Origin of the sequence: Bacteroides sp. 4_1_36 (genome assembly GCF_003466325.1) — a bacterium.
Lineage (GTDB): Bacteria > Bacteroidota > Bacteroidia > Bacteroidales > Bacteroidaceae > Bacteroides > Bacteroides uniformis.
The window spans coordinates 44,419-66,987 of record NZ_QSOX01000001.1; the positions used below are offsets into that span (position 1 = coordinate 44,419).

Here is a 22,569-nt window from a genome sequence, read left to right on the forward strand (position 1 = left end):
ACACCCTTTGTACCTAAAGGTGTAGCCATCACTCTACGATGGTATAGGCATTCAAGGCAAAGGGTGTAGCCATAAAAATACATCAGAAAGGTAATGGCCCGTCCGACCCCACACCTCCAAACGGGTTGTCCGTCTGTGGCGGAAAATCAGCAGCCGATGGAGGTGGCGGTGTTGCCGTACTTCCAATAGGCGCATTCATACGTGAACCGAATGTAGCTCCTCCACCCTCCGTCGGAGGTGGGATAACCATATCATCCTCCGGATTCTGGAAACGGGTGTACTGTCCGATAAATCTCAGACGCACATCCCCCACAGCACCGTTACGGTGCTTTGCTATGATGATTTCCGCCATACCGCGCAAGTCACTGCCATCGGCAGAAGTATAAATCTTGTAATATTCGGGACGGTGAATGAAGCACACCATATCGGCATCCTGCTCGATGGCACCGGATTCACGAAGGTCACTCAACTGGGGACGCTTGCCTTCCTCGCCTTCACGGTTCTCCACACCACGGTTCAACTGCGACAGAGCGATGATAGGAATGTTCAGCTCCTTGGCCAAACCTTTCAATGAACGCGAAATGGTACTAACTTCTTCCTGACGGCTACCGAAAGACATTCCGCTTGCATTCATCAGCTGAAGGTAGTCGATGATGATAATCTTCACTCCGTGCTCACGTACCAGACGCCGTGCTTTCGTACGGAGTTCAAATACCGACAAAGAAGGCGTATCGTCCACATAAAGCGGAGCATCCAGCAAGTCACGCAGTTTGTAATCCAACTGCTGCCATTCATAGTCCGCCAACTGGCCACTCTTGATTTTCTCACTCGGAATCTCGCACACGTTGGATATCAGACGGTTCACCAGCTGCACGTTACTCATTTCAAGCGAGAACAGTGCTACGGGATTGCGGAAATTCACGGCAATGTTTTTTGCCATGGAAAGTACGAACGCCGTTTTACCCATGGCAGGACGGGCTGCAATAATGATGAGGTCGGACTTCTGCCATCCGGAAGTCATCTTGTCCAGCTTGGTATACCCACTTTCCAAGCCACTCAAACCATCGGTACGGGCAGCAGCTTTCTGAATCAAATCATAGGCTTCGGCAATGACAGGATTAATTTGTGTATAATCCTTCTTCATGTTCTGCTGGGAAATCTCGAACAGTTTTCCTTCGGCCTCCTGCATCAGGTCGTCCACATCCAGCGTCTCGTCGAAAGCCTTGCTCTGGATATTGCTGGTAAAAGTAATCAGTTCACGTGCCAAAGCTTTCTGTGCAATGATACGTGCATGGTATTCGATGTGTGCAGAAGATGCCACCTTACTGCTGAGTTGGGTAATATAGAACGGGCCGCCCACTTCCTCCAATTCTCCCCGCTTGGAAAGTTGCTCCTTCACGGTGAGGATATCGACCGGCTTCTGATTCACGGCCAAATCGGTAATAGCGGAATATATCAACTGATGTCTATGCTCATAGAATGACTCCGGACGAAGAATTTCACTTACCAGCGAATAAGCGTCCTTCTCAATCATCAAGGCTCCCAAGACAGCTTCTTCCAGCTCCGGCGCTTGCGGCTGGATACGTCCGTAGTCTGTTACGGGCTGTGGTGCCTTTCCTTTCGGAGTACGGGATGTTCTTCTTTGTTCTGCCACTTTAAGAATTAAAAATTGAAAATTAAAAATTAAATGAATTTCCCTTTTAGAAAGGGAAAGCAAAGATAGTGCAAACCGAATACATAACTTTCATGCTTGCATGAAAAAGTTATGTTGAGGTGCAGCCTATCTTCGCTCGTATGGCAAAGATAAGCGAATTTATTTATAAGCAGTAAATAAATCATTGTTAAGTTTTCAATCTACTATGAACAGAAATCACTAACTTTGTCTTCGGAAGCTGCACTCCAATAGCTTCTCCTTTTAATTTTAAATTATTAATTCTTAATTTTCAACGCCATGCTGACTTTTCCAAATGCCAAAATAAACCTGGGACTGAATATCACAGAAAAGCGTCCGGACGGATACCATAATCTGGAAACCATTTTCTATCCGGTTCCCATAGAAGATGCTTTGGAAATAAATATCTTGAACGAAGGAAACGGAAAGTTCCGTCTGCATCAAGCAGGTCTGGAAATTGAGGGAGAAGCAGAGAGTAACCTGGTAGTGAAAGCCTACAAGTTACTGGATGACCGGTTCAACCTTCCTCCGGTAGATATTCATCTCTTCAAGCATATTCCCTCGGGAGCCGGACTGGGTGGCGGTTCGGCCGATGCAGCCTTCATGCTGAAGCTTCTGAATAATAAGTTTGAACTCGGACTGCCGGATGACACTCTGGAAGAGTATGCCGCCAAGCTGGGTGCCGATTGTGCCTTCTTCATCAAAAACCGTCCGACTTACGCAGAAGGTATCGGAAACATATTTTCTCCCCTTCCCCTCTCACTGAAAGGATATCGGATATGGTTGGTGAAGCCGGACATTTTCGTCTCTACACGGGATGCCTTTGCAAAAATAAAACCGCATCATCCGGAAATGTCCCTGAAAGAAATTGCCCAACTTCCCGTAGAAGAATGGAACGGACGAATGGTCAATGACTTTGAAGAAAGCGTATTCCCCCAATTCCCGGCTATTGGAGAAATCAAGGAAGAGATGTACCGGCAAGGAGCTGTATATGCCTCCATGAGTGGTTCGGGGTCATCTGTTTACGGATTATTCAAGGAAGATGCCGTATTACCGGAAGTGGATTTCGGAGAAAAAGCTTTTGTATACAAAGGCCGGTTCACTGATATTTAAAAATGTATCAACCAATATACTGATTTCCGGAAACAAAAATACAACAAGGTTGTTCTTACAGAAAACTCAAAACAACCTTGATTATGAAAAAGTTCAAATTCTGTATTCTGGCAGGACTACTTGCCTTGCTGTCGGTGTCCGCTTTTGCGGAAGGACGTCTTCCTGCAAATATACAAACAGCTTTTCAAACGCTCTATCCTCAAGCAACGGATGTAGAATGGGAGCAAATGGCCGGTTGCTACGTGGCAGAATTTATTGCAGATGGTCAGGAAATTGATGTCTGGTTCAATAAACAAGCGGAGTGGGTTATGACTGAAACGGATGTAGAGTCACTGGAAAAAGTGCCGGCTCCCGTGGCAGAAGCATTCATGAGCAGTACAATGACCGGCATGAGATTAAGGGATATAAGAATCATCACCTTTCCCAAACATCCCACAGTGATAATAATTGAGGTGGAACAATACAATTCCGATGAAGAATTCCAACTGTTCTATGCTCCGGATGGAAAACTATTACAAAGCCTCGATGTAACAGAACTTGGAGGAGAGATTTATCCCGGACTCTTTTTCAATGATTAATACTGACGATTGGTGATTTGTTAATGATATCCATTCATCAACAAATCACCAATCATACATCACTAATCATTAATATACCTCTACCCTATCAGCAATACGCTTCGCTTTGTCGCGCAGCGTGTCAAGATCACTGTCAAGAGGTGCATAACACAGCACTACACCCATACGGCGGTTTACGCGGGTAGTAGGCTTACCAAAAATACGCAGATAAGTATCCTCTTCTTTCGTAACCTCTTCCATGCCACGATAATTGGGACGTTCCTGACTGGCTATCGGAGAAAGGATGACAGCACTGGCTCCTATACGCTCCTGCTTGATGCCAGGGATAGGCAGACCAAGCACCGCACGACAGTGCAATTCAAACTCATTCAGATTCTGGGTTCCGGCCAGGGTTACCATACCCGTATCGTGCGGACGTGGAGAGAGTTCGGAGAAATAGACACCGTTCTCATGGCTGAGAAAGAATTCCACTCCCCACAATCCGGCACCGGTCAAGGCACGGGTCACTTTCTCTGCCATATCCTGCGCCTCCCTTAGATGGGCAGGGTCAATATGGGCAGGCTGGAAGCTTTCACGATAGTCCCCACCCTTCTGTACATGGCCGATAGGCGGGCAGAACAAGGTCGGACCATTCTTCTGTGTTACGGTGAGCAGTGTTATCTCACTGTCGAACTTGATGAACTCTTCAATGATAAGTTCTTTGATGTCTCCACGGCTACCATTACAGCCATACTCCCAGGCATGCTCCAGTTCGTCGGCACTCTTTACGAGAGACTGGCCTTTACCGGAAGAGGACATCAGCGGTTTCACCACACACGGGAAACCTATCTTTTCAGCAGCAGCTTTCAGTTCATCCAAAGATTTGGCATAAAAATATTTAGCAGTCTTCAATCCCAGCTCTTTAGCTGCAAGGTCACGTATGGCTTTACGGTTCATGGTAAAGTTCACGGCGCGTGCACTGGGCACTACCTGAATGCCTTCTTTCTCGAAATCATACAGACGTTCCGTACGGATAGCCTCAATTTCCGGAACAATAATATCCGGCTGGTGTTTGCGTACTACACGTTCCAAAGCATCTCCATCGAGCATGCTGAATACCTCACATTCATCTGCCACTTGCATGGCAGGCGCTCCGGCATACGAGTCGCAAGCAATGATATACTGGCCCTTACGTTGGGCGGAAATAACAAACTCCTTGCCCAACTCACCGGAACCTAACAATAAAATCTTTTTCATCAATTCTTTTATTTACAATTTTATATATTTACGATTTGACGACGTACGATGTACGATTAGAGTTACTTTAGACAATAAACCGCCACAAGCCAAAGCAATCCCAATCGTACATCGTAAATCGTCTAATAGTAAATCCTCTTATTGGTGCTGGTCTCTCAACAAGTCATTCACCGTCTTTACCGGATTGAATGTAGTCAGAGGCACTTCTACAAATACTGTGTTCCAATCACTCATGGCTCCGTTCCACAAACCGGGAAGTTCAAGCGCTTTCAGGTCCTTGCCGTTCTTGGACTTATAGGAGATGAACCCCGTCGCTTTATCCACATACTTCACAAGATTGAACTTATGTCCTTTATAGTCACGTACGGCGCAAACCAAATCCACCGGATTGAAATGGGTACCTTTTTCAAACATTTCCTTCTTTTCCGGGTCGTCCATATCAATCTGCGAACTTTCCAGAATCTGCAGAGAGATAGTACCGTCACTGTTGTATGCCAAGAACGGACCTCCGCCCGGTTCGCCTACGTTCTTCACCATACCGCAAACACGCATCGGACGGTTCAGCTTCTCTTTCAGATATATAACCAACTCGGCATCTTCCAGATTCTTTGTCTCCGGATTCTTGCAATAGAGTTGTTTCTGCAGGAATTGCAGAACTTCAAGAATTTGCTCGTGTGTATACTTCCCGCTGTCAAGCAACTGCAGATAAGCAAACGCTCTCTGCTGTAACGCTACCAGCACACCGGCAATCAGTTTCTTATATAATACGGTGTCACCTTTCAGCTTGTCGGGTACCACATTGTCTATATTCTTTATGAAGATAATATCCGCATCAAGGTCATTCAAGTTTTCAATCAAGGCGCCATGACCGCCGGGACGGAACAACAATTTGCCATTGTCGCGGAAGGGTTTGTTTTCCATATCGGCGGCAATGGTATCGGTGCCCGGCTTCTGTTCCGAAAAAGAGATGTTATAATCCACCCCATACTTCTTTGCATAAGCGGCAGCCTTTTCGTCTACCAAAGCCTTGAACAAGGCACGATGTTCGGGCGAAACCGTGAAATGCACATTCACCTTACCGTTCTTATTGGCAGCATACAATGCTCCTTCTACCAAGTGCTCTTCCAGCGGCGTGCGGCTACCGTCTTCATACTTATGGAACTTAAGCAATCCTTTGGGCAGAGCACCATAGTTCAGTCCGGCCCCTTCGAGTAAGGCAGCAACAACCGCCTTGTAGTTTCCAGCGGCAACCAAAGTCGGTATATCCTTTCCGGCAGTCCTCTGGCAAGCGGTATTCAAGTCATCATAGAAGGCAAACTTCTCTATTTTCTCAAAGAAAGTCTTTTCAAAGTTTGTCTGGGGAGTGTCATAGTCTGCCCCGAGAAATTCAAACAAGTTCTTGAACATACGGCTGGCAGCACCCGAAGCAGGCACAAACTTCACCACCACTTTATCGGTTTGTGTATATGCCTCCCAGGCATCCAGGTATTTCTTCTGTTCATCCGTATTCGGAGCCAGTATACCCTTTTCTACAGAAGCGGCGGCAGACAGCTTCAAGTATGGAAAACCTTTTTCGAAACAAGCCAACTGTTCGGTTATTTGTTCTTCGGAGATGCCTTTATTTTCGAGCAACTCTTTGTCTTGCGGTGTTATCATAATATCTTGTTTTATTAATTCATGCCCAAAAATACAAAAAAAGCAGAACTGCCGTCAAGAAAATGAAGAAAAAACTTACCTTTGAAGCATAAAATACGGACGATTATGGAAACTGATGAATTTTTCACTATCAAAGAGAAAGATTTACTCTTCTCGCTCTACCGCAAACTGTTGCAACTTTCCGGAGAAACCCTCCAGAAGGGGGACTGCAAAAAGCTGAAAACACATCTTGTCAATACTATACAGAACAACCGTATCCAGCGTGATATATTCGGTTTGAATCCCGTCATCAAAGATATGCAGACGGCTGTCATTGTAGCGGAAGAAATCGGAATGAAGCGTGCTTCTATCCTGGGGCTCATGCTGCACGACTCCGTGCGCTGCGGCACTTGCACCGCTTTGGAAGTGGAGCAAATCTATGGCGAGGATGTGGCAGGCATCATCCGGGGATTGATACGTGTAAACGAACTTTATTCCAAAAGCCCTACCATCGAGTCCGAGAATTTCCGCAACTTGTTGCTGACTTTCGCCGAAGACATGCGTGTCATTCTCATCATGATTGCCGACCGCGTAAACATCATGCGGCAGATAAAGGATTGCAAGAACGATGAAGCCCGTCGGCAGGTAGCCAACGAAGCGGCTTATCTCTATGCGCCCCTTGCCCATAAGCTGGGTCTGTACAAATTGAAGTCGGAACTGGAAGACCTCTCATTGAAATACACAGAAAAGGACGTTTACTACCATATCAAGGAAAAACTGAATGAGACCAAGGCATCGCGTGACAAGTACATTGCCGCCTTCATTGCACCGGTACAGAAGAAGCTCGAAGAAGCCGGACTGAAGTTCCATATCAAAGGACGCACCAAGTCCATCCACTCCATCTACCAGAAAATGAAGAAGCAGAAATGCCCCTTCGAAGGCGTGTATGACCTGTTCGCCATCCGCGTCATCCTGGACTCTTGCCTGGAAAAGGAGAAACTGGAATGTTGGCAGGCCTACTCCATCGTAACAGATATGTACCAGCCTAACCCGAAAAGGCTACGCGACTGGCTGTCCGTACCTAAAAGCAACGGATATGAATCACTGCACATCACCGTGATGGGCCCCGAAGGCAAATGGGTGGAAGTACAAATACGTACCGAACGCATGGATGATATTGCCGAACGAGGCCTGGCCGCCCATTGGCGATACAAAGGAGTGAAAGGTGAATCTGGTCTTGACGAATGGCTGACTTCCGTACGCGAAGCCTTAGAGAGCTCGGACAGCAACGGACTGGAAACGATGGACCAGTTCAAACTGGATTTGTACGAAGACGAGGTATTTGTATTTACTCCCAAAGGTGATTTGTTCAAACTTGCCAAAGGCTCCACCGTGCTCGATTTTGCGTTCCACATCCATAGCAAACTGGGCTGCAAATGTATCGGTGCAAAAGTGAACGGCAAGAATGTACAGCTGAAGCAAATGCTGCATAGCGGTGACCAGGTGGAGATAATGACATCGAATACGCAGACGCCCAAGCAGGACTGGCTGAACATCGTAACCACCTCCAAGGCACGCACCAAAATACGCCAGGCATTGAAGGAAATGGCTGCACGCCAGCACGCCTTCGCTAAGGAAACCCTGGAACGCAAGTTCAAGAACCGGAAGATAGAGTATGATGAAGGAACCATGATGCGCCTCATCAAGCGCCTCGGTTTCAAGATAGTGACCGACTTCTATCAAGCCATAGCCGATGAAGAACTGGATGTCAACGAGATTATAGACAAATACCAGGAACAGCAAAGACGGGAAAATGATACGCGCGACGATATTGTCTACCGCAGTGCTGAAGGCTATAACCTTCAACAAGGCATACCGGAAGAGATAGGTACCAAAGAAGATGTACTGGTCATTGATCAAAATCTGAAAGGATTGGATTTCAAGTTGGCACGCTGCTGCAATCCCATCTATGGAGATGATGTATTCGGCTTTGTCAGTGTGACGGGAGGTATCAAGATACACCGTTGCGATTGTCCCAATGCCAGTGATTTGCACTCACGTTTCGGCTACCGTATCGTGAAGGCACGCTGGGCCGGAAAGTCACAAGGTACACAGTACCCCATCACCCTGCGCGTAGTTGGACACGATGACATCGGCATCGTGACCAACATCACTTCCATCATTTCCAAAGAAACGGGCATTACTTTGAGAAGCATCGGCATTGACTCGCATGACGGGCTGTTCTCCGGAACACTGACCATCATGGTGAGCGATACGGGACATCTGGAAGCGCTCGTCAAGAAACTGAGAACAGTAAAGGGAGTGAAACAGGTTTCAAGGAATTAAGCAACAACTATAATCCATGAAGTACGACTTTAAAAAGCAGTTGCGCAGTTTCGGATATGCTTGGAAAGGTATCCGGTGTTGCATAGGAAAAGAACAGAACCTGAGCTTCCATCTGATAGTTACGGCTGTGGTAGTCATTGCAGGATTCGTTTTAGGCATTACCCGCATGGAGTGGATGATAATCATTCTCTGCATCGGAGTGGTGATAGCAGCCGAACTGTTCAATACCGCCATTGAGAAGCTGGTCGACCTGGTGTCTCCCCAACAGCATCCCGTGGCAGGGCAAGTAAAAGACATAGCCGCCGGAGCAGTACTGGTATGTGCTGCAACGGCGGCCATTATAGGATTGATTGTATTTATCCCTTACCTCACCCGCTTCTTCTTATAATAAGGATAGGTCAGAAGTACAAAGAAAAATACGGCAAGCATAGCAGCAACAGACGCCACATGGTATATCTGCGCTTTGTCCATCAGGTGGCAAGCCACAGCCATGCCCACCAGCAGCCCTGCCTCCATGAACAAATGGCAAGTGGTGTTTGCCGTTCCACGCTGGCAATGGTGCGACAGCTTGACGAACATCTTCATGAACGGGACTGTAATGAACACCAATACAGCCAATGCCGCCAATGACCAGTAATCGCCCACAAACATCAGTGGCAGCAACGCTCCCGGTACAAAAGCAATCAACTGCATATTGATGGCAGGTACCCATGCACGCGGCAATAAGAAGCGGTCCATATTGCACAACGACACGCCTATCGGAGCACGGAAAGCCACATATACCCTCGATGCGAAAAATATGCTAGCCAGTCCGGCCGCTACGGACAGATAGGTCACCATACGGAAACCATACATCTTATACATTCCAATGCCCAACACAACACCCACCAGCATGCCCAAGCGTGCAGCCCATGCATATACCATGTTTCCTGCGCTGCGGCGCGCGGAAGTCGTTATGTCGATGGCCACCGTAATGCCCGCTGTGGTTGCCAGCCCGAAACATGCTCCCTGCACAGCGGCAAGCAGCAGAAATTTCGTATAACCATCCACAAAGGCATATCCCAGAACAGCCGCCAGCATAATGAGTGCGGAGTAAAGGAGCACGTGTTTCCTTTTATATTCATCGACCAGATAGGCATGGAAAGGACCGACAGCAAACATGGCCACCGCAAAGACCAGAAACATGCTGCCCGCCTGCCCGACGGAAACACCCAACTGCTCTCCCATCACAAAAGGAAGCAAAGGGAAAAGCATATAGACGGATATGAACAGCAACAGATTTGCCGTACACATCCGCCAAAAATTGAGTGTCATGAGTTTGTTAGTACTGTTCTTTCTCATTCGGGAAATCTAAATTCTTCACATCGGAAACATAACGGCTGATGGCATCCGTCATCACTGTATGCAGGTCGGCATAGCGACGCAGGAAACGGGGACGAAAACCGTTATTCATACCCAGCATATCCTGAACCACCAACACCTGGCCGTCCACATCGCCACCGGCACCGATGCCTATAACGGGTATAGTCAGCTCGCTTGCCACGCGGGCAGCCAATGCGGCAGGAATCTTCTCCAATACCAGTCCGAAGCATCCGGCTTCTTCCAGCAAATGCGCATCGCGTACCAGTTTCTCGGCTTCGGCATCATCCTTGGCACGGACCGTATATGTTCCATACTTGTTGATGGATTGGGGCATCAGTCCGAGATGTCCCATGATGGGAATACCGGCGCTGAGGATACGCTTCACCGTACCGATGATTTCCTCGCCTCCCTCCAGTTTGAGGGCGTCGGCATGGCTTTCTTTCATAATACGGATAGCGGAAGCCAATCCCTCCAGTTCGTTGCCCTGATAAGAGCCGAAAGGCATGTCGACAATGACCATGGCACGCTTCACACCGCGAACCACGGATTTGCCATGATAAATCATCTGGTCGAGCGTGATGGGAAGCGTGGTGACATTGCCTGCCATTACATTGGAAGCGGAATCTCCCACCAGAATCACGTCTACCCCGGCACCGTCCACAATCTGCGCCATAGTATAGTCGTATGATGTCAACATTGATATTTTTTCGCCTCTCTGTTTCATTTCGATAAGGCGATGTGTAGTCACTTTACGAGTGTCGTCTGAAATATAACCCATGATAGTATTTACAATTACTCAATTTAATTTTCGGCGCAAAGGTAATCCTTTTTCTGATTACTTGTACAATTGAGTTAATTTATCGTAAGTGAATCCCTGAAAGTCATCCAATACATAATGACACAACGGAGCTATGTCTTCACGGGAATTGGTGGTTGCCAACCCTATAACGGTAGCTCCTGAAGCCATGCCGGCTTTCAGCCCGTTGAAGGAATCCTCGAATACATATGTGGTGTCGGGAGTTGTGCCGAAAACCTCCATACCCAACAGAAAACAATCCGGTGCAGGCTTGGAAGCCGTAAACATCTCGGCCGTAAGGATACGGTCGAAAAGAGTCTTTATTTCGGGATGAACCCGATAGACAGCTGCCATCTTCGCTTCGTTGGAGCTGGTCACTACGGCAGTCTTCACCCCATTCCGGTGTAGGTCGGCAATGAAGTCAAGCACTCCGGGAATAAAGTCGAATGACATTTCCTGTTCAAAGCGGTTCAGCCGTTCGGTAATTTCGGCCTGTTCCTTCGCCATGCCCGGAAAAAAGGTATCATAAATATAGACCAGCGTCTGGCCCTTCACCCTGCCTTCAATATCATCCATACCCAAATACTGCTTTCCCATTTCATGCCAGAAGTGACTGTACTGTGTCTCCGTGTCTACCACCACGCCGTCAAAATCAAAAAGTACGGCGGTTGCTTTTGTTGTGTCCATAAACTTTCTTTTACCTAAATCTGTTAATACCAAAACATTATAGTGTACAAAGGTGGGAATAATCTGCGAATCAAACAAATATTTCTTACCTTTGTGCTCCTTAATTGACTCATATCAAATGAACAACGCGCATATATTAGGAACCGAACGTATTGGCAAACTGCTTGTGCAGTACTCCATTCCGGCCATTATAGGCATGACGATTACTTCGTTGTACAACATCATCGACAGCATTTTCATCGGTCATGGCGTAGGTCCTATGGGCATTGCCGGACTTGCCATCACCTTCCCTCTGATGAACCTGGTCGTGGCTTTCTGTACGATGGTATCGGCAGGCGGTTCCACCATTTCGTCCATCCGGTTGGGACAGAAAGACCTGGACGGGGCTACCGAAGTCCTGGGAAACACACTGATGTTCTGCCTGGTCAATGCATTCATATTCGGCGGCATCTCATTTATATTCCTGGATGACATCCTGCGCTTCTTCGGTGCCAGCAATGATACGTTGCCATATGCCCGCGACTTTATGCAGGTGATATTACTGGGTACCCCCGTCACTTATACCATGATTGGCCTAAACAATATCATGCGTGCCACGGGATATCCCAAGAAAGCGATGCTCACGTCTATGGTAACGGTAGTCTGCAACATAATCCTCGCTCCCATTTTCATCTTCCAATTTGACTGGGGAATACGGGGAGCTGCAACGGCAACGGTCATCTCGCAGTTCATCGGCATGGTGTGGGTAGTGAGCCATTTCCTGCAAAAGACAAGTGTGGTACGTCTGGAACGGGGGTTCTGGAAGATGAAGAAACGCATCATCAGCAGTATATTATCCATCGGTATGTCACCGTTCCTGATGAACGTCACGGCATGTGTCATTGTGATTATCGTAAACAACAGCCTCCAACAGTACGGAGGCGATATGGCCATCGGGGCATATGGCATTATCAACCGACTGCTGGTACTCTATGTAATGATTGTATTGGGGCTGACGATGGGAATGCAACCGATTGTAGGCTATAACTTCGGTGCGCAAAAGCACGACCGTGTGAAGGCTACCCTGCGCCTGACCATCATTGCCGGAGTATGTATCACCAGTACCGGCTTCCTTATCTGCGAATTGTTCCCCCATGCCATATCTGCCATCTTTACCAGTGATGAAGAGTTGATAGATATTGCTTCCAGAGGCGTACGCATTGCCGTAGCCATATTCCCGCTGGTAGGTGCACAGATTGTCATCGGCAATTTCTTCCAAAGCATCGGGAAGGCGAAAATCAGTATCTTCTTGTCGCTGACACGCCAATTACTGTATCTGTTGCCGGGACTACTGATATTCCCGCATTACTTTGGGCTGGACGGCATCTGGATATGTATGCCGGTATCGGACTTCTTTGCTTTTGTAACGGCAGCGGTGGCATTGTGGATATATGTAAAGAGATTACCCACAGGAATTACCGAAAAAGCGAGGTGAAAGTGATTTATTCTACTGCAAATATTGCATTTTATGTTATAACAAACAAATTGTTCGAAAATATATCATTCATTCAGCCCAAACACATCATCTATTCGCCCCAAACAGATGGTCTGTCTACCCCAAACGCATGATGTATGTTGCGGCAACTTTATTCGCTCTTGATGCTCTTTACCGGATTTTCATTGGCAATGCACCATGCCTTCAATACCACGGTAGCAACGATAAACAACAGCAACAGACAACCTACAAGAATATATCCGCCTATAGGGAATGGCACAACATCAGAGAACTGGCTCGCCCAAAGCTTTCCGGCCCGGCATGCTCCCCCAATACCTATGGCGACAGACGGAATGGCCAGCCAAAGCACATCTCTTGACAATAACAGCAAAATACTTTCCGTCTCCGCTCCATTCACTTTACGAATGGCAATCTCTTTTGAACGCAGGCGGATTTCATCATTCACATAGCCTATCAGTCCCATCAGAATGATAAAGAGTATGGTCAATGAAACCAGCAGGGTGACATCACGAAATACCCGTACAGACTCGGCATAACTGCGCATTTCCTGCTCCACCGAACGGAATACGAGGCTTTTCTGAGGATAAATCCGATGCATCTCTTCATTGAGGCGGGCGAGATTTTCATCCAATGGCTCTTTGAGGCGAACATGCAGGGTGGCAGCTGTCTTCCCCGTCCATTCCACCATCACCGGCAAATTATCGTTGGGCATATCGGCAAAACTGAAACTGTCTAACAGCCCGACAACAGTGCCATAATCATTCACCCGCTTGCCTATGGGGCTGTCTGTCCAATTCATCTTCTCATAAAAGACACTGTTGACAAGCAACTGACCTTCTCCCGTCAAGTTATGCCCCTCTTTCAGTCTCAGACCAATGAAAGGAAGAAAATCACTGTCGAACCAAGTATTACGAGGATAGAAAAGCTCGTTACCCTGATTGTCAAGAATTGGCTGGTTAGAACCGAACCACAATATAGGGCGTTCTGCCGAAGCAACCCCTTCCACATAAGGCAAACTGCCGACAAGACTACGCAGGCTATTGCCATCCACTTCCCGCTGGGTGGTATATGCCACACGTTCAGGACGCCAACCACGGTCACGCGTCGTTACATAACTGTACTGTGAAACGACCATCAGCATCATCCCCAGAATGAATGCCGCTCCGATGAACTGAACAAAAAGCAGTACCCGTTTCCAGCCACGACGCCCGGAAGTGTAGCGGCGGAACACTTGTGTCACCGGAATACGAGCGAAAAGCATGGCAGGCAGGCAACCACCTAAAATAAACAGTAACAGTATCACCGACAATGGTGCCCAAAGATTCTGCCAGTCAAAAAGAGCACTGAGAGGTACAGCTGCCAATTCTTCCATTTTTTCGTGGAAAATATACACCAGCAGTCCAATGAGCAGCAAGGCAAGCCCTACTACTATAGCAGTCTCTACCATGAACATGGAAAAGATGCTACTTCCCGAAGCACCGCTGCATTTGTGTACACCGATGGCCTTGGCACGCTGTGTCAGCGAAGCCACGGAAACGAGTACATAATTCAATGCGGTCGTAAAAAGCAGCACGATACCCAGGAAGAACATAATCCAAATCATCTTCCGTACTTGAGGAGTCTCGACATGCAGATTATGGATAGGGACAATACGTACGCTCAATTCTAAACCACTTTCCGGTGGAATATGACGGGCAATAGCTATGGACATACGCTCATTCAGCCAATCAGCATCCTGCGGACTGCGCAGCCTGAGATAACCGTCGTAGTTTCCGCCGCTCTGCCAACCCAGGTCCCACTTCAGATGCCGCCCTATAGTAGGAAAGGAAATGATTGCCTCTGGACGCCTCTCCAAAGAAGTGTTCAACGGAATATCGGCAAAGATACCCTTCACGAGCAGTGTAGTCTGATATCCCCAAAAATCATAACGCAGTGTTTTCCCTATCGGATTTTCGTCACCGAAGGCCTCCTTTGCTGACTTGGCGGAAAGGAATACGACATCCGGACCCGCCAAATCCTGTGGATTGCCTTCTATCATCTCCAAACCGAGTACAGAAAAATAAAGTGTATCTGCCATCACCGTGGACATATCTAATTGGCGCTCACCCAACTGGAAACTATTATCAAAAAGAGAACAGCTCACTGTGCTACTTTCCACTTGTTCCGGAAACTCTTCGGCAATGGCAGCCGGAATCGGAATGATGGTAAAGCGACTTTCGTTACCTTCCAACACTCCATTTTTCAACCAACCCGTCTTCACAATATAAAGGTTATCCGAATCATGATAAAAGTTATCAAAACTCAACTCGAATGCAATCCGTGCAAATAGAAATACAGACATCAGCAGTCCCAATGCCAAAGATACAATCTTAATGGCATTGGAACCTTGCTTGTGCAACAAGCTTTGTAATGTATAATAAATGTGCCGCCTCATAATTTCCTGAAGTTATTCTTTATTCACTCTTGATACTGTCTACCGGATTCTCATTGGCAATCCGCCATGCCTTGAATACTACACAACCGATGATGAGCAATAGTACAATGCATGCAATAAGCAAGAATCCGCAGATACCAAAATCCACTCCCTCCACAAACTGCTCTATCCAGACACCGCCTATATACCAGGCTCCCAGCCCTCCAAGAAAAACGGCCGGCAAGGATATCCAGAATATATCCTTCGAGAAAAGCCGGAGAATGGATGACGCTTCCGCACCATTCACTTTACGGATGGCAATTTCCTTGCTGCGGCGTTGTATCTCGTCATTGATGTAGCCAATCAACCCCATTAACGTAACAAAAAGGATGGTTATGGCAGCCAGTAAAGCTGCATTACGGAAATCCGTGACGGTACTGTTCTGGTCGTCAATGACCTTTTGGAACGAGGAAAATACAATGTCACGGGTGGGAAACAGCTTTTCCATGTCTTCGTTCAAACGCTTGAGGTTATCGTCAAAAGGCTCTTTCAGACGTAATTGGATGTTTCCGGAAAATCGGTCAAGATAAGTTGCATACATAGGTTGCACCGCCACATAAGCGGCATTGGATGTAGCAAAGTCTTTCAGTACACCTACAATATTGCCCGCTATGCGATCGCCGTTGCGCACTTGCCTGCCTATCGGTTTATCTTCCCAATGCATCATTTTCAAAAATGTTTCATTGACCAATATCTGCCCAGGGGCATCCATATTCTTGCCTTCCGCAAATTCCAACTTCATAAACGGGGCATAGTCCTTGCCAAATTCCACCCAACGCATGCTCATCCACTGCCCGTTATCAGTCGTAACCCCTTCTCCGCTCAATCCGTCTGTAAGAAGATTACCGCTACAAGCTCCATCTTCCACATAAGGCAAAGAAAGCATCACACTACGATTTGCATCGCTTTCCGCATCCGAGTCAAAGGATACGCCCGAAGCATAAGCCACCCGGTGGTAATCGAATCCACGTTCTTTATTGGTGATGTAATGGCTCTGCATAAGCACCAGCCCCAACAAGCCGAAAATAAAAGAGGTACCGGCAAACTGCACAAACAAGAGCGGACGTTTCCAGCCTTTCTTGCCTTCGGTGTACCGGCGGAAAACCTGCGTCACCGGAATGCGGGCAAAAAGCTGCCCGGGCAACATGCCGCCTATCATAAACAAAATGACTATCACTGAAAGCGGTGCCCAAATGTTTTCCCAAGAGAAAAGACCGGCAAGACTAACGTCGAGCATGTCCTCCAACGGCTCACGGAAATTAAATAGAAGCAGCGCTACAAGCAGCAAGGAAGAAAGCATGATGACTCCGGTCTCCCATAAGAACATACCGAAAATAGTTCCCGTATTTGCCCCACTACATTTATGTACGCCTATAGCTTTGGCACGACGGTTCATGGCTGAGATGGAAATAAGCACATAATTCATCGCCACAATAAAAAGTATGGCGGTTCCCAGCGTCAACAGAATCCATACCATACGCATGGTACTGATACCAAATTCCATACGGTAGTCCTTTATCGGAACCAGACTGATAAACACATCATCGCTCTTGCGCACCTGCTCGGCAAGTTTCTCTATTCGGGTGTTCACATCGTCCAGTTGCACCCCCGGGCGCAGACGGACAAAGGACATATAGCTGTCTCCACCTCCCCATCCCCAGTATCCCCAATGATGCTTGAAGGAGGTAGCCAGAGACATCACGACACCACTTCCATAGAAACTGGAGTTTTCGGGGAAATCTTCAAAAATGCCCTTCACGGTCATTGACATCTGTTTGTTATAGACCACCGTCTGCCCGATGGGATTCTTATCGGCAAACATGCTGCCGGCCAGCTCCCTGCTGATGAAGACCACCTCCGGATTATTCAGCTCGCGAGGGTCTCCACTGACAACATCAATGCCCATAGTGGCAAAGAAACAAGAATCGGCCGTCATGGCATTGGTCTGGAAACGGCGTTCATTGGCAAACCAAGCCGAATTGCTCCACCATTGCTGGGTGACGGTAACACTCTCCACCTCGTCAGGCAGGTTTTCGGCAATGGTACCAGCCACCGGTCCAAGAGTTATATGCGAAGGATGATACTCGTTGTTGTAATGCCATACTGTTTTGACAAGACACAAACGCTCATAGTCCTTGTAGCAGGTATCATAATTGAGCTCGAATGCCTGACGGGAAAAAATGAGGATACTGACTGCCAACCCCAGTCCCAAGGAAATAATCTTGATGAGGTTGGAGCCTTTTCCTCGTATCAGTGTCTGAAGAGTGTAATATAGTTGTCTCATGGAAGTTGTTTTAAAAGTCTGTTACAAATTCTGCGCTGCCACACTTGCCACCACACTACCGTCGAAAAGATGTATCGTGCGGTGTGCAAACGAGGCGTCGTGCTGGCTGTGGGTCACCATAATAATCGTAGTACCCTCTTTATTCAGTTCTGTCAACAGATTCATCACCTCAGCTCCGTTCTTGGAGTCCAAGTTACCGGTAGGCTCATCGGCGAGTATCAGCTTGGGATTGGTTACGACCGCACGGGCTATCGCCACACGCTGCTGCTGACCGCCGGAAAGCTGTTGCGGGAAGTGTTTGGCACGGTGGCTGATGTTCATCCGCTTCAGAATATCCTCTACCATGCGTTTGCGCTCACTTGCCTTCACGCCGAGGTACGTAAGGGGAAGTTCCACATTCTCGTAGACGTTCAGTTCGTCTATCAGGTTGAAGCTCTGGAACACGAATCCCAGCTTGCCCTTGCGCACACGGGTACGTTCCTTTTCCTTCAAGTCCGCTACTTCCTGACCGAGCAGCTTGTAACTGCCCTCCGTAGGATTGTCCAGCAGCCCGAGGATGTTCAGCAAGGTGGACTTGCCGCAACCGGACGGCCCCATAATGGCTACAAACTCTCCCTCCTTTACATCGAGGTTTACGTGATTCAATGCTACCGTCTCTACTTCCGAAGTACGGAATACTTTGCTGATGTTGTTAATCTCAATCATGATATTCTATGTATTAATATTATTATCATTCGCTCTTAATGCTGTTTACCGGGTTCTCGTTCGCTATCCGCCAGGACTTCCAAAGTACGCAGGCTACGATAATCACCAAATTGGCCATCACTACCAGTACGTATACTGCCCAACTGACGGGAATACGCTCCGCGAACTGTTCCATCCACATTCCGTTGACATACCATGCCAATACCGTACCGATGACAACTGCCGGAGCTGCCACAACGAGTATATCCCTTGACAACATTTCCAAGATGCCAGAAGCCTCTGCGCCGTTCACTTTGCGGATGGCAATCTCCTTGCTGCGGCGGCGCACCTCATCGGTGGTATACCCAATCAGCCCCATCAGCATGATGAAGAACATGGTCACTGCCGCCATCAAAGTGGCATTGCGGAATACACGGACAGAATTATAGCTGTTCTCTATCCTTTTCTCATAACCGGTAAAGTCAATAGTCTGGTCATGGAAAGCCTCGGCTACATCGTGGTTCAACTTCTGCAGATTTTCGGTAAAGGGTTCTTTCAAACGGACATGTACCGTTCCATAAAAATTCTTGTTTCCCCGGGCTATGAAAGGCATCTTCTCGGTTCTGAAACTCTCTATCTGGAAATCCTTCAACTGCCCTACGACCTTGAATGTATTCCCTTCGGTATATACCGTACGGCCCACGACGTCGTCTCCCCAACGCATCATCTCGGCAAAGGTCTCGTTCACCACGACTTCCTCTTTATCGCGCGCCATACGTCCCGTCTTCATAGTCATGCCCATCAAAGCAGGAAAGTCCTCGCGCATGAAATAAGAAGAACGACAAGAGAACAGTGCCTGCCCGCTCTCACTATGAATCATCGAACCGCTATATCCGCTAATGGGCGTGCTGTTGGCGCTGGACACCGCTTCCACGTAGGGCAATCCCTTGAAGAACTGATAAGCCGCATCACGCGTCGCTTCATTATCCCAGTAGGCATTGCCTATGGCTATCTGCTTGGGATTATACCCCATATCCTTTTTCAGTACATACTGGTATTGCGACATCACCACACACATCAATCCACTAATGAATGCCACGCCTGCAAACTGGACAAACAGCAACGGACGCTTCCAGCCCTTCTTCCCCTCGGTATAGCGGCGGAACACCTGCGATACGGGAATACGCGCAAAGAGCCGGCCCGGCAATACGCCTCCCACTATAAACAGCAGAAGCACTACCGACAACGGTACCCAGATACGCTCCGGAGCCAACAAGGTGGAGAGCTTTACAACGACCGTGTCTTCCACAAAATCGCGGAAGTTGAGCATTATCAACGCCATCAGCAGCAATGCCGCCACAATGATGATACCCGTTTCCAGCAAAAACATGCTGAAAACCGTGCCACCGCTCGCACCGCTGCATTTATGTACGCCTACCGACTTGGCGCGGTAGCTCAAAGAGGAAATGGAAATCAGCACATAGTTCAACGCCGCAATGAAAAGAATGGCAAAACCAAGAATGCTCATAATGACACGCATCCGCTGCACATCATCATAATTGCGGTATGTATCACGGATGGGCTGCACAAAAGCCGTGTAACCGTACTCTTTCTTATCTTCTGCCGGGCGATATTTGTCTATCATGGCATCAATACGCGCATTGACAACAGATTTGTCGGCACCGGGACGGAAACGGATAAACTCTACCCAACTGTCTCCCCCGCTCCACGAGTAGTTATTCCAGTTGCGGCTCCACAAGGTAGGCATCGAGATAACCGCTTCCGGATTGATTGTGGCGTTCTCAGGCAAATTGGCATAGATTCCCTTCACCGTCAGGTCAAACTGATGGTCATAATTAAGCGTTTTCCCTATAGGATTCTCCTCACCGAACACTTTCCTTGCAAAGCGTTCACTCAAGAAAATAATATCCTTCTGCACCAAGTCCTTTTCGGGATTGCCGTTCAGGACGTCGATGCCCATAGTACGAAAGAACAGCGAATCGGCTGCAATCTTCCTGTCATCAAGACGCACGCTTCCATTGTAAAGAGGAGCAGATACCATAGACGTGCTCAAACTTACTGCCGACTCCACCTCTTTGGGGAAGTTCTCCAAAATGGCCCCTGCCACGGGACCGCAATTCCACTCTTGAGGCTCAAACTTCTCTCCTTTCACCGAGAATATCGACCATACCTGATACAAGTTATCATAATCCTTAAAGCAAGTGTCAAAACTCTGTTCATATGCCACGCGGGAGAAAAGCAGAATACTCATCGTCAATCCCAATCCCAAAGAAATGACCTTGATGATATTCGAACCGCGTCCCCGCAGTAAAGTCTGAATTACATAATAGATTTGTTTCATTCCGTTTATCGTTTATTAGATTTATTTTCTTGCTTTTCATATTGCAGAAAGCGTGCCAAAGAATACACAAACCTGATTATCAGCGCATATCGTATTTCAGAAGAAGACAAAGGTGTCTAATTTTTAGACACTCCCGTCTAAAAATTAGACAGAGGCCGAATCTCTGTTCAGCCTCATAGAACAAAAAAAAGGGAAATTAGAAAAGAATCCATAAGAATGAAAACTTTACCTTTGCCCACAGTTTTCTAAAGATAGAGTATAAACGTAAAATGAAGCACCTGCACATGAAATTCCCCAAACTCTTATATCCTTCATTCCTATGCCTGCTTATAGCCGGCTGCGACATGATAGATTATCACCCTTACGATGTACACATCAGCGGTGAAACCGATGTCAATGCCCACAACATTGCCCAAATAGAGCAGAACTGCCAGAACAAGACAACAATCCGGTTCGTAACAATGGGTGATTCCCAGCGCTGGTATGACGAGACCGACGACTTTGTAAGCCACCTCAACAAGCGGGACGACATAGATTTCGTCATTCATGGCGGAGACGTCAGTGACTTCGGTGTAACAGACGAGTTCCTTTGGCAACGGGACATTATGAACAAACTCAAGATACCCTATGTGGTACTTCTCGGCAACCACGACTGTCTGGGCACGGGCGAAGAGACTTATCGCGTAATATTCGGAGACCCCAATTTCTCCTTCATTGCAGGACGGGTAAAGTTTGTCTGCCTGAATACCAACGCCATCGAATTTGACTACTCCCGCCCCATTCCCGACTTCGAGTTTCTTGCCGCACAGATACGCGACCATGAAGAGGAATTCGATAAAACCGTTGTGTCCATGCATATACGCCCGTTCTGCAACGAGTTCAACAATAATGTGGCACACGTATTCCAGCGTTACATCAAGGAATTTCCCGGACTGCAGTTCTGTACATCCGCACACGAACACCATCGCTTCGAGAAAGACCTCTTTGAAGATGGGATAATGTATTACATGAGCGACTGCATGAAGAACCGCAATTACTATATATTCACCATAACCCCCGACGGATATGAACGCGAAGTGGCATATTATTAATCACCTGGCATGCGCCGTCGTCTTCTTGTCGGTATGCTCTTTTTCTGCTTTTTCACAAGAGAGAGATACCATCTTCATCATAGAACACGATACCGTATGGATGGACCTGCAACCGGATGCCGTCATTGAAAGCCAGACCAGAGAGAACCGTTATGACCGCCGCGTACACCGCTACCGCAGGCATTGGGAGGCCTTGATTCCGACGCACACCAAAATTCAGTTTGCCGGCAATATGGGGTTGCTGTCATTCGGTACCGGATGGGATTACGGCAGAAGAAACCAATGGGAAACAGACGTATTCTTCGGAGTATTGCCCAAATATGACTCCAAACGTACCAAGCTGACATTCACCGTCAAGCAGAACTACCTTCCCTGGAGCCTGCAAATAAAACAGAGCCGTTTTTCTGTAGAACCGCTGGCTTGCGGTATGTATCTGAACACGGTATTCGGCGATGAATTCTGGGTCAATGAACCGGAACGCTACCCTAAAGGATATTATGGTTTCTCCTCTAAGGTACGCATCCATGCATTCTTAGGACAGCGCATCACTTACGACATCGACCCGCAACGACGGTTCACGGCCAAAGAAATCACTTTCTTCTATGAAATAAGTACATGTGACCTATATGTAGTCAGCGCCTTCACCAACAAGTATCTGAAACCCAAGGATTATCTGAGCTTGTCGTTTGGTATCAAACTGCAACTGCTATAAGTTCTTTTTTCAGTACCGCCATGAACTCTTACTGAAGTTGCTG

Annotated in this window: 17 protein-coding genes; 7 read left to right on the forward strand and 10 right to left on the reverse strand. The window is 47.5% G+C overall.

The window, feature by feature from the left end:
• Window positions 1-82: 82 nt before the first annotated feature.
• Complete coding sequence (gene dnaB / locus DXD65_RS00195) at window positions 83-1,654, reverse strand: replicative DNA helicase (protein ID WP_008664493.1); 1,572 nt, start codon at window positions 1,652-1,654, stop codon at window positions 83-85.
• Window positions 1,655-1,951: 297 nt separating this feature from the next.
• Here dnaB and ispE point away from each other — a divergent pair, with 297 nt between their 5' ends.
• Both ispE and DXD65_RS00205 read left to right on the forward strand, forming a co-directional pair.
• Window positions 1,952-2,785: a 4-(cytidine 5'-diphospho)-2-C-methyl-D-erythritol kinase gene (ispE, locus tag DXD65_RS00200; protein WP_009038366.1), complete on the forward strand. Its 834-nt coding sequence runs from the start codon at window positions 1,952-1,954 to the stop codon at window positions 2,783-2,785.
• An 83-nt stretch (window positions 2,786-2,868) separates the two neighbouring features.
• Window positions 2,869-3,363, forward strand: a complete 495-nt coding sequence (locus tag DXD65_RS00205) for a PepSY-like domain-containing protein (protein ID WP_005827722.1) — start codon at window positions 2,869-2,871, stop codon at window positions 3,361-3,363.
• Window positions 3,364-3,432: 69 nt separating this feature from the next.
• Here DXD65_RS00205 and purT read toward each other — a convergent pair whose 3' ends face one another.
• A complete protein-coding gene (purT, locus tag DXD65_RS00210; protein ID WP_005827720.1) occupies window positions 3,433-4,599 on the reverse strand; it encodes a formate-dependent phosphoribosylglycinamide formyltransferase in 1,167 nt (388 codons plus the stop codon).
• 138 nt (window positions 4,600-4,737) lie between these two features.
• Entirely contained in the window at window positions 4,738-6,255 is a 1,518-nt protein-coding gene (locus DXD65_RS00215; protein ID WP_117887238.1) for a DUF4301 family protein, read from the reverse strand.
• 105 nt (window positions 6,256-6,360) lie between these two features.
• Between DXD65_RS00215 and DXD65_RS00220 the strand changes: the two genes are divergently transcribed.
• Window positions 6,361-8,580, forward strand: coding sequence for a RelA/SpoT family protein (locus DXD65_RS00220; protein WP_008664486.1), 2,220 nt, complete (start codon window positions 6,361-6,363; stop codon window positions 8,578-8,580).
• 16 nt (window positions 8,581-8,596) lie between these two features.
• The gene (locus DXD65_RS00225) at window positions 8,597-8,968 is read left to right on the forward strand and encodes a diacylglycerol kinase family protein (RefSeq protein WP_008664485.1); all 372 of its coding nucleotides are present in this window, start codon (window positions 8,597-8,599) and stop codon (window positions 8,966-8,968) included.
• Here DXD65_RS00225 and DXD65_RS00230 read toward each other — a convergent pair.
• From DXD65_RS00230 to DXD65_RS00240, 3 genes are read right to left on the reverse strand one after another with little or no spacing between them, the layout of a single operon-like run.
• Window positions 8,944-9,921 (reverse strand): MFS transporter, encoded by a 978-nt coding sequence (locus DXD65_RS00230; protein WP_009038365.1) that lies wholly within the window; start codon window positions 9,919-9,921, stop codon window positions 8,944-8,946. The two genes, DXD65_RS00225 and DXD65_RS00230, sit on opposite strands and share 25 nt — an antisense overlap.
• The gene (gene panB, locus DXD65_RS00235) at window positions 9,902-10,723 is read right to left on the reverse strand and encodes a 3-methyl-2-oxobutanoate hydroxymethyltransferase (protein WP_034523185.1); all 822 of its coding nucleotides are present in this window, start codon (window positions 10,721-10,723) and stop codon (window positions 9,902-9,904) included. Before panB ends, DXD65_RS00230 begins: the two co-directional genes overlap by 20 nt.
• Window positions 10,724-10,777: 54 nt before the next feature.
• The gene (locus tag DXD65_RS00240) at window positions 10,778-11,425 is read right to left on the reverse strand and encodes an HAD family hydrolase (RefSeq protein ID WP_005837215.1); all 648 of its coding nucleotides are present in this window, start codon (window positions 11,423-11,425) and stop codon (window positions 10,778-10,780) included.
• Between the two features lie 118 nt (window positions 11,426-11,543).
• Between DXD65_RS00240 and DXD65_RS00245 the strand changes: the two genes are divergently transcribed.
• A complete protein-coding gene (locus DXD65_RS00245) occupies window positions 11,544-12,899 on the forward strand; it encodes an MATE family efflux transporter (protein WP_117887239.1) in 1,356 nt (451 codons plus the stop codon).
• A 151-nt stretch (window positions 12,900-13,050) separates the two neighbouring features.
• Here DXD65_RS00245 and DXD65_RS00250 read toward each other — a convergent pair whose 3' ends face one another.
• From DXD65_RS00250 to DXD65_RS00265, 4 genes are read right to left on the reverse strand one after another with little or no spacing between them, the layout of a single operon-like run.
• On the reverse strand, window positions 13,051-15,354 hold the full coding sequence (locus tag DXD65_RS00250; RefSeq protein WP_005827699.1) for an ABC transporter permease: 2,304 nt from the start codon (window positions 15,352-15,354) through the stop codon (window positions 13,051-13,053).
• Window positions 15,355-15,373: 19 nt separating this feature from the next.
• Complete coding sequence (locus DXD65_RS00255; RefSeq protein ID WP_057281040.1) at window positions 15,374-17,677, reverse strand: ABC transporter permease; 2,304 nt, start codon at window positions 17,675-17,677, stop codon at window positions 15,374-15,376.
• A 21-nt stretch (window positions 17,678-17,698) separates the two neighbouring features.
• A complete protein-coding gene (locus tag DXD65_RS00260) occupies window positions 17,699-18,382 on the reverse strand; it encodes an ABC transporter ATP-binding protein (protein ID WP_117887240.1) in 684 nt (227 codons plus the stop codon).
• Between the two features lie 25 nt (window positions 18,383-18,407).
• On the reverse strand, window positions 18,408-20,723 hold the full coding sequence (locus DXD65_RS00265; RefSeq protein ID WP_009038362.1) for an ABC transporter permease: 2,316 nt from the start codon (window positions 20,721-20,723) through the stop codon (window positions 18,408-18,410).
• 284 nt (window positions 20,724-21,007) lie between these two features.
• Between DXD65_RS00265 and DXD65_RS00270 the strand changes: the two genes are divergently transcribed.
• Together DXD65_RS00270 and DXD65_RS00275 are read left to right on the forward strand one after the other, a co-directional pair.
• Complete coding sequence (locus DXD65_RS00270) at window positions 21,008-21,814, forward strand: metallophosphoesterase family protein (protein ID WP_034529839.1); 807 nt, start codon at window positions 21,008-21,010, stop codon at window positions 21,812-21,814.
• Window positions 21,789-22,526, forward strand: coding sequence for a hypothetical protein (locus DXD65_RS00275; RefSeq protein WP_005827685.1), 738 nt, complete (start codon window positions 21,789-21,791; stop codon window positions 22,524-22,526). The genes DXD65_RS00270 and DXD65_RS00275 overlap by 26 nt, the downstream gene beginning before the upstream one ends.
• Window positions 22,527-22,569 lie beyond the last annotated feature (43 nt).

Coding starts and splice junctions, on each gene's coding strand:
- DXD65_RS00270 (WP_034529839.1), top strand. CDS start 21,008: ATGAAATTCCCCAAACTCTTATATCCTTCATTCCTATGCCTGCTTATA.
- DXD65_RS00275 (WP_005827685.1), top strand. CDS start 21,789: ATGAACGCGAAGTGGCATATTATTAATCACCTGGCATGCGCCGTCGTC.
- DXD65_RS00220 (WP_008664486.1), top strand. CDS start 6,361: ATGGAAACTGATGAATTTTTCACTATCAAAGAGAAAGATTTACTCTTC.
- DXD65_RS00260 (WP_117887240.1), bottom strand. CDS start 18,382: ATGATTGAGATTAACAACATCAGCAAAGTATTCCGTACTTCGGAAGTA.
- DXD65_RS00255 (WP_057281040.1), bottom strand. CDS start 17,677: ATGAGACAACTATATTACACTCTTCAGACACTGATACGAGGAAAAGGC.
- DXD65_RS00205 (WP_005827722.1), top strand. CDS start 2,869: ATGAAAAAGTTCAAATTCTGTATTCTGGCAGGACTACTTGCCTTGCTG.
- DXD65_RS00240 (WP_005837215.1), bottom strand. CDS start 11,425: ATGGACACAACAAAAGCAACCGCCGTACTTTTTGATTTTGACGGCGTG.
- ispE (WP_009038366.1), top strand. CDS start 1,952: ATGCTGACTTTTCCAAATGCCAAAATAAACCTGGGACTGAATATCACA.
- DXD65_RS00265 (WP_009038362.1), bottom strand. CDS start 20,723: ATGAAACAAATCTATTATGTAATTCAGACTTTACTGCGGGGACGCGGT.
- DXD65_RS00215 (WP_117887238.1), bottom strand. CDS start 6,255: ATGATAACACCGCAAGACAAAGAGTTGCTCGAAAATAAAGGCATCTCC.
- purT (WP_005827720.1), bottom strand. CDS start 4,599: ATGAAAAAGATTTTATTGTTAGGTTCCGGTGAGTTGGGCAAGGAGTTT.
- DXD65_RS00245 (WP_117887239.1), top strand. CDS start 11,544: ATGAACAACGCGCATATATTAGGAACCGAACGTATTGGCAAACTGCTT.
- DXD65_RS00230 (WP_009038365.1), bottom strand. CDS start 9,921: ATGAGAAAGAACAGTACTAACAAACTCATGACACTCAATTTTTGGCGG.
- DXD65_RS00225 (WP_008664485.1), top strand. CDS start 8,597: ATGAAGTACGACTTTAAAAAGCAGTTGCGCAGTTTCGGATATGCTTGG.
- DXD65_RS00250 (WP_005827699.1), bottom strand. CDS start 15,354: ATGAGGCGGCACATTTATTATACATTACAAAGCTTGTTGCACAAGCAA.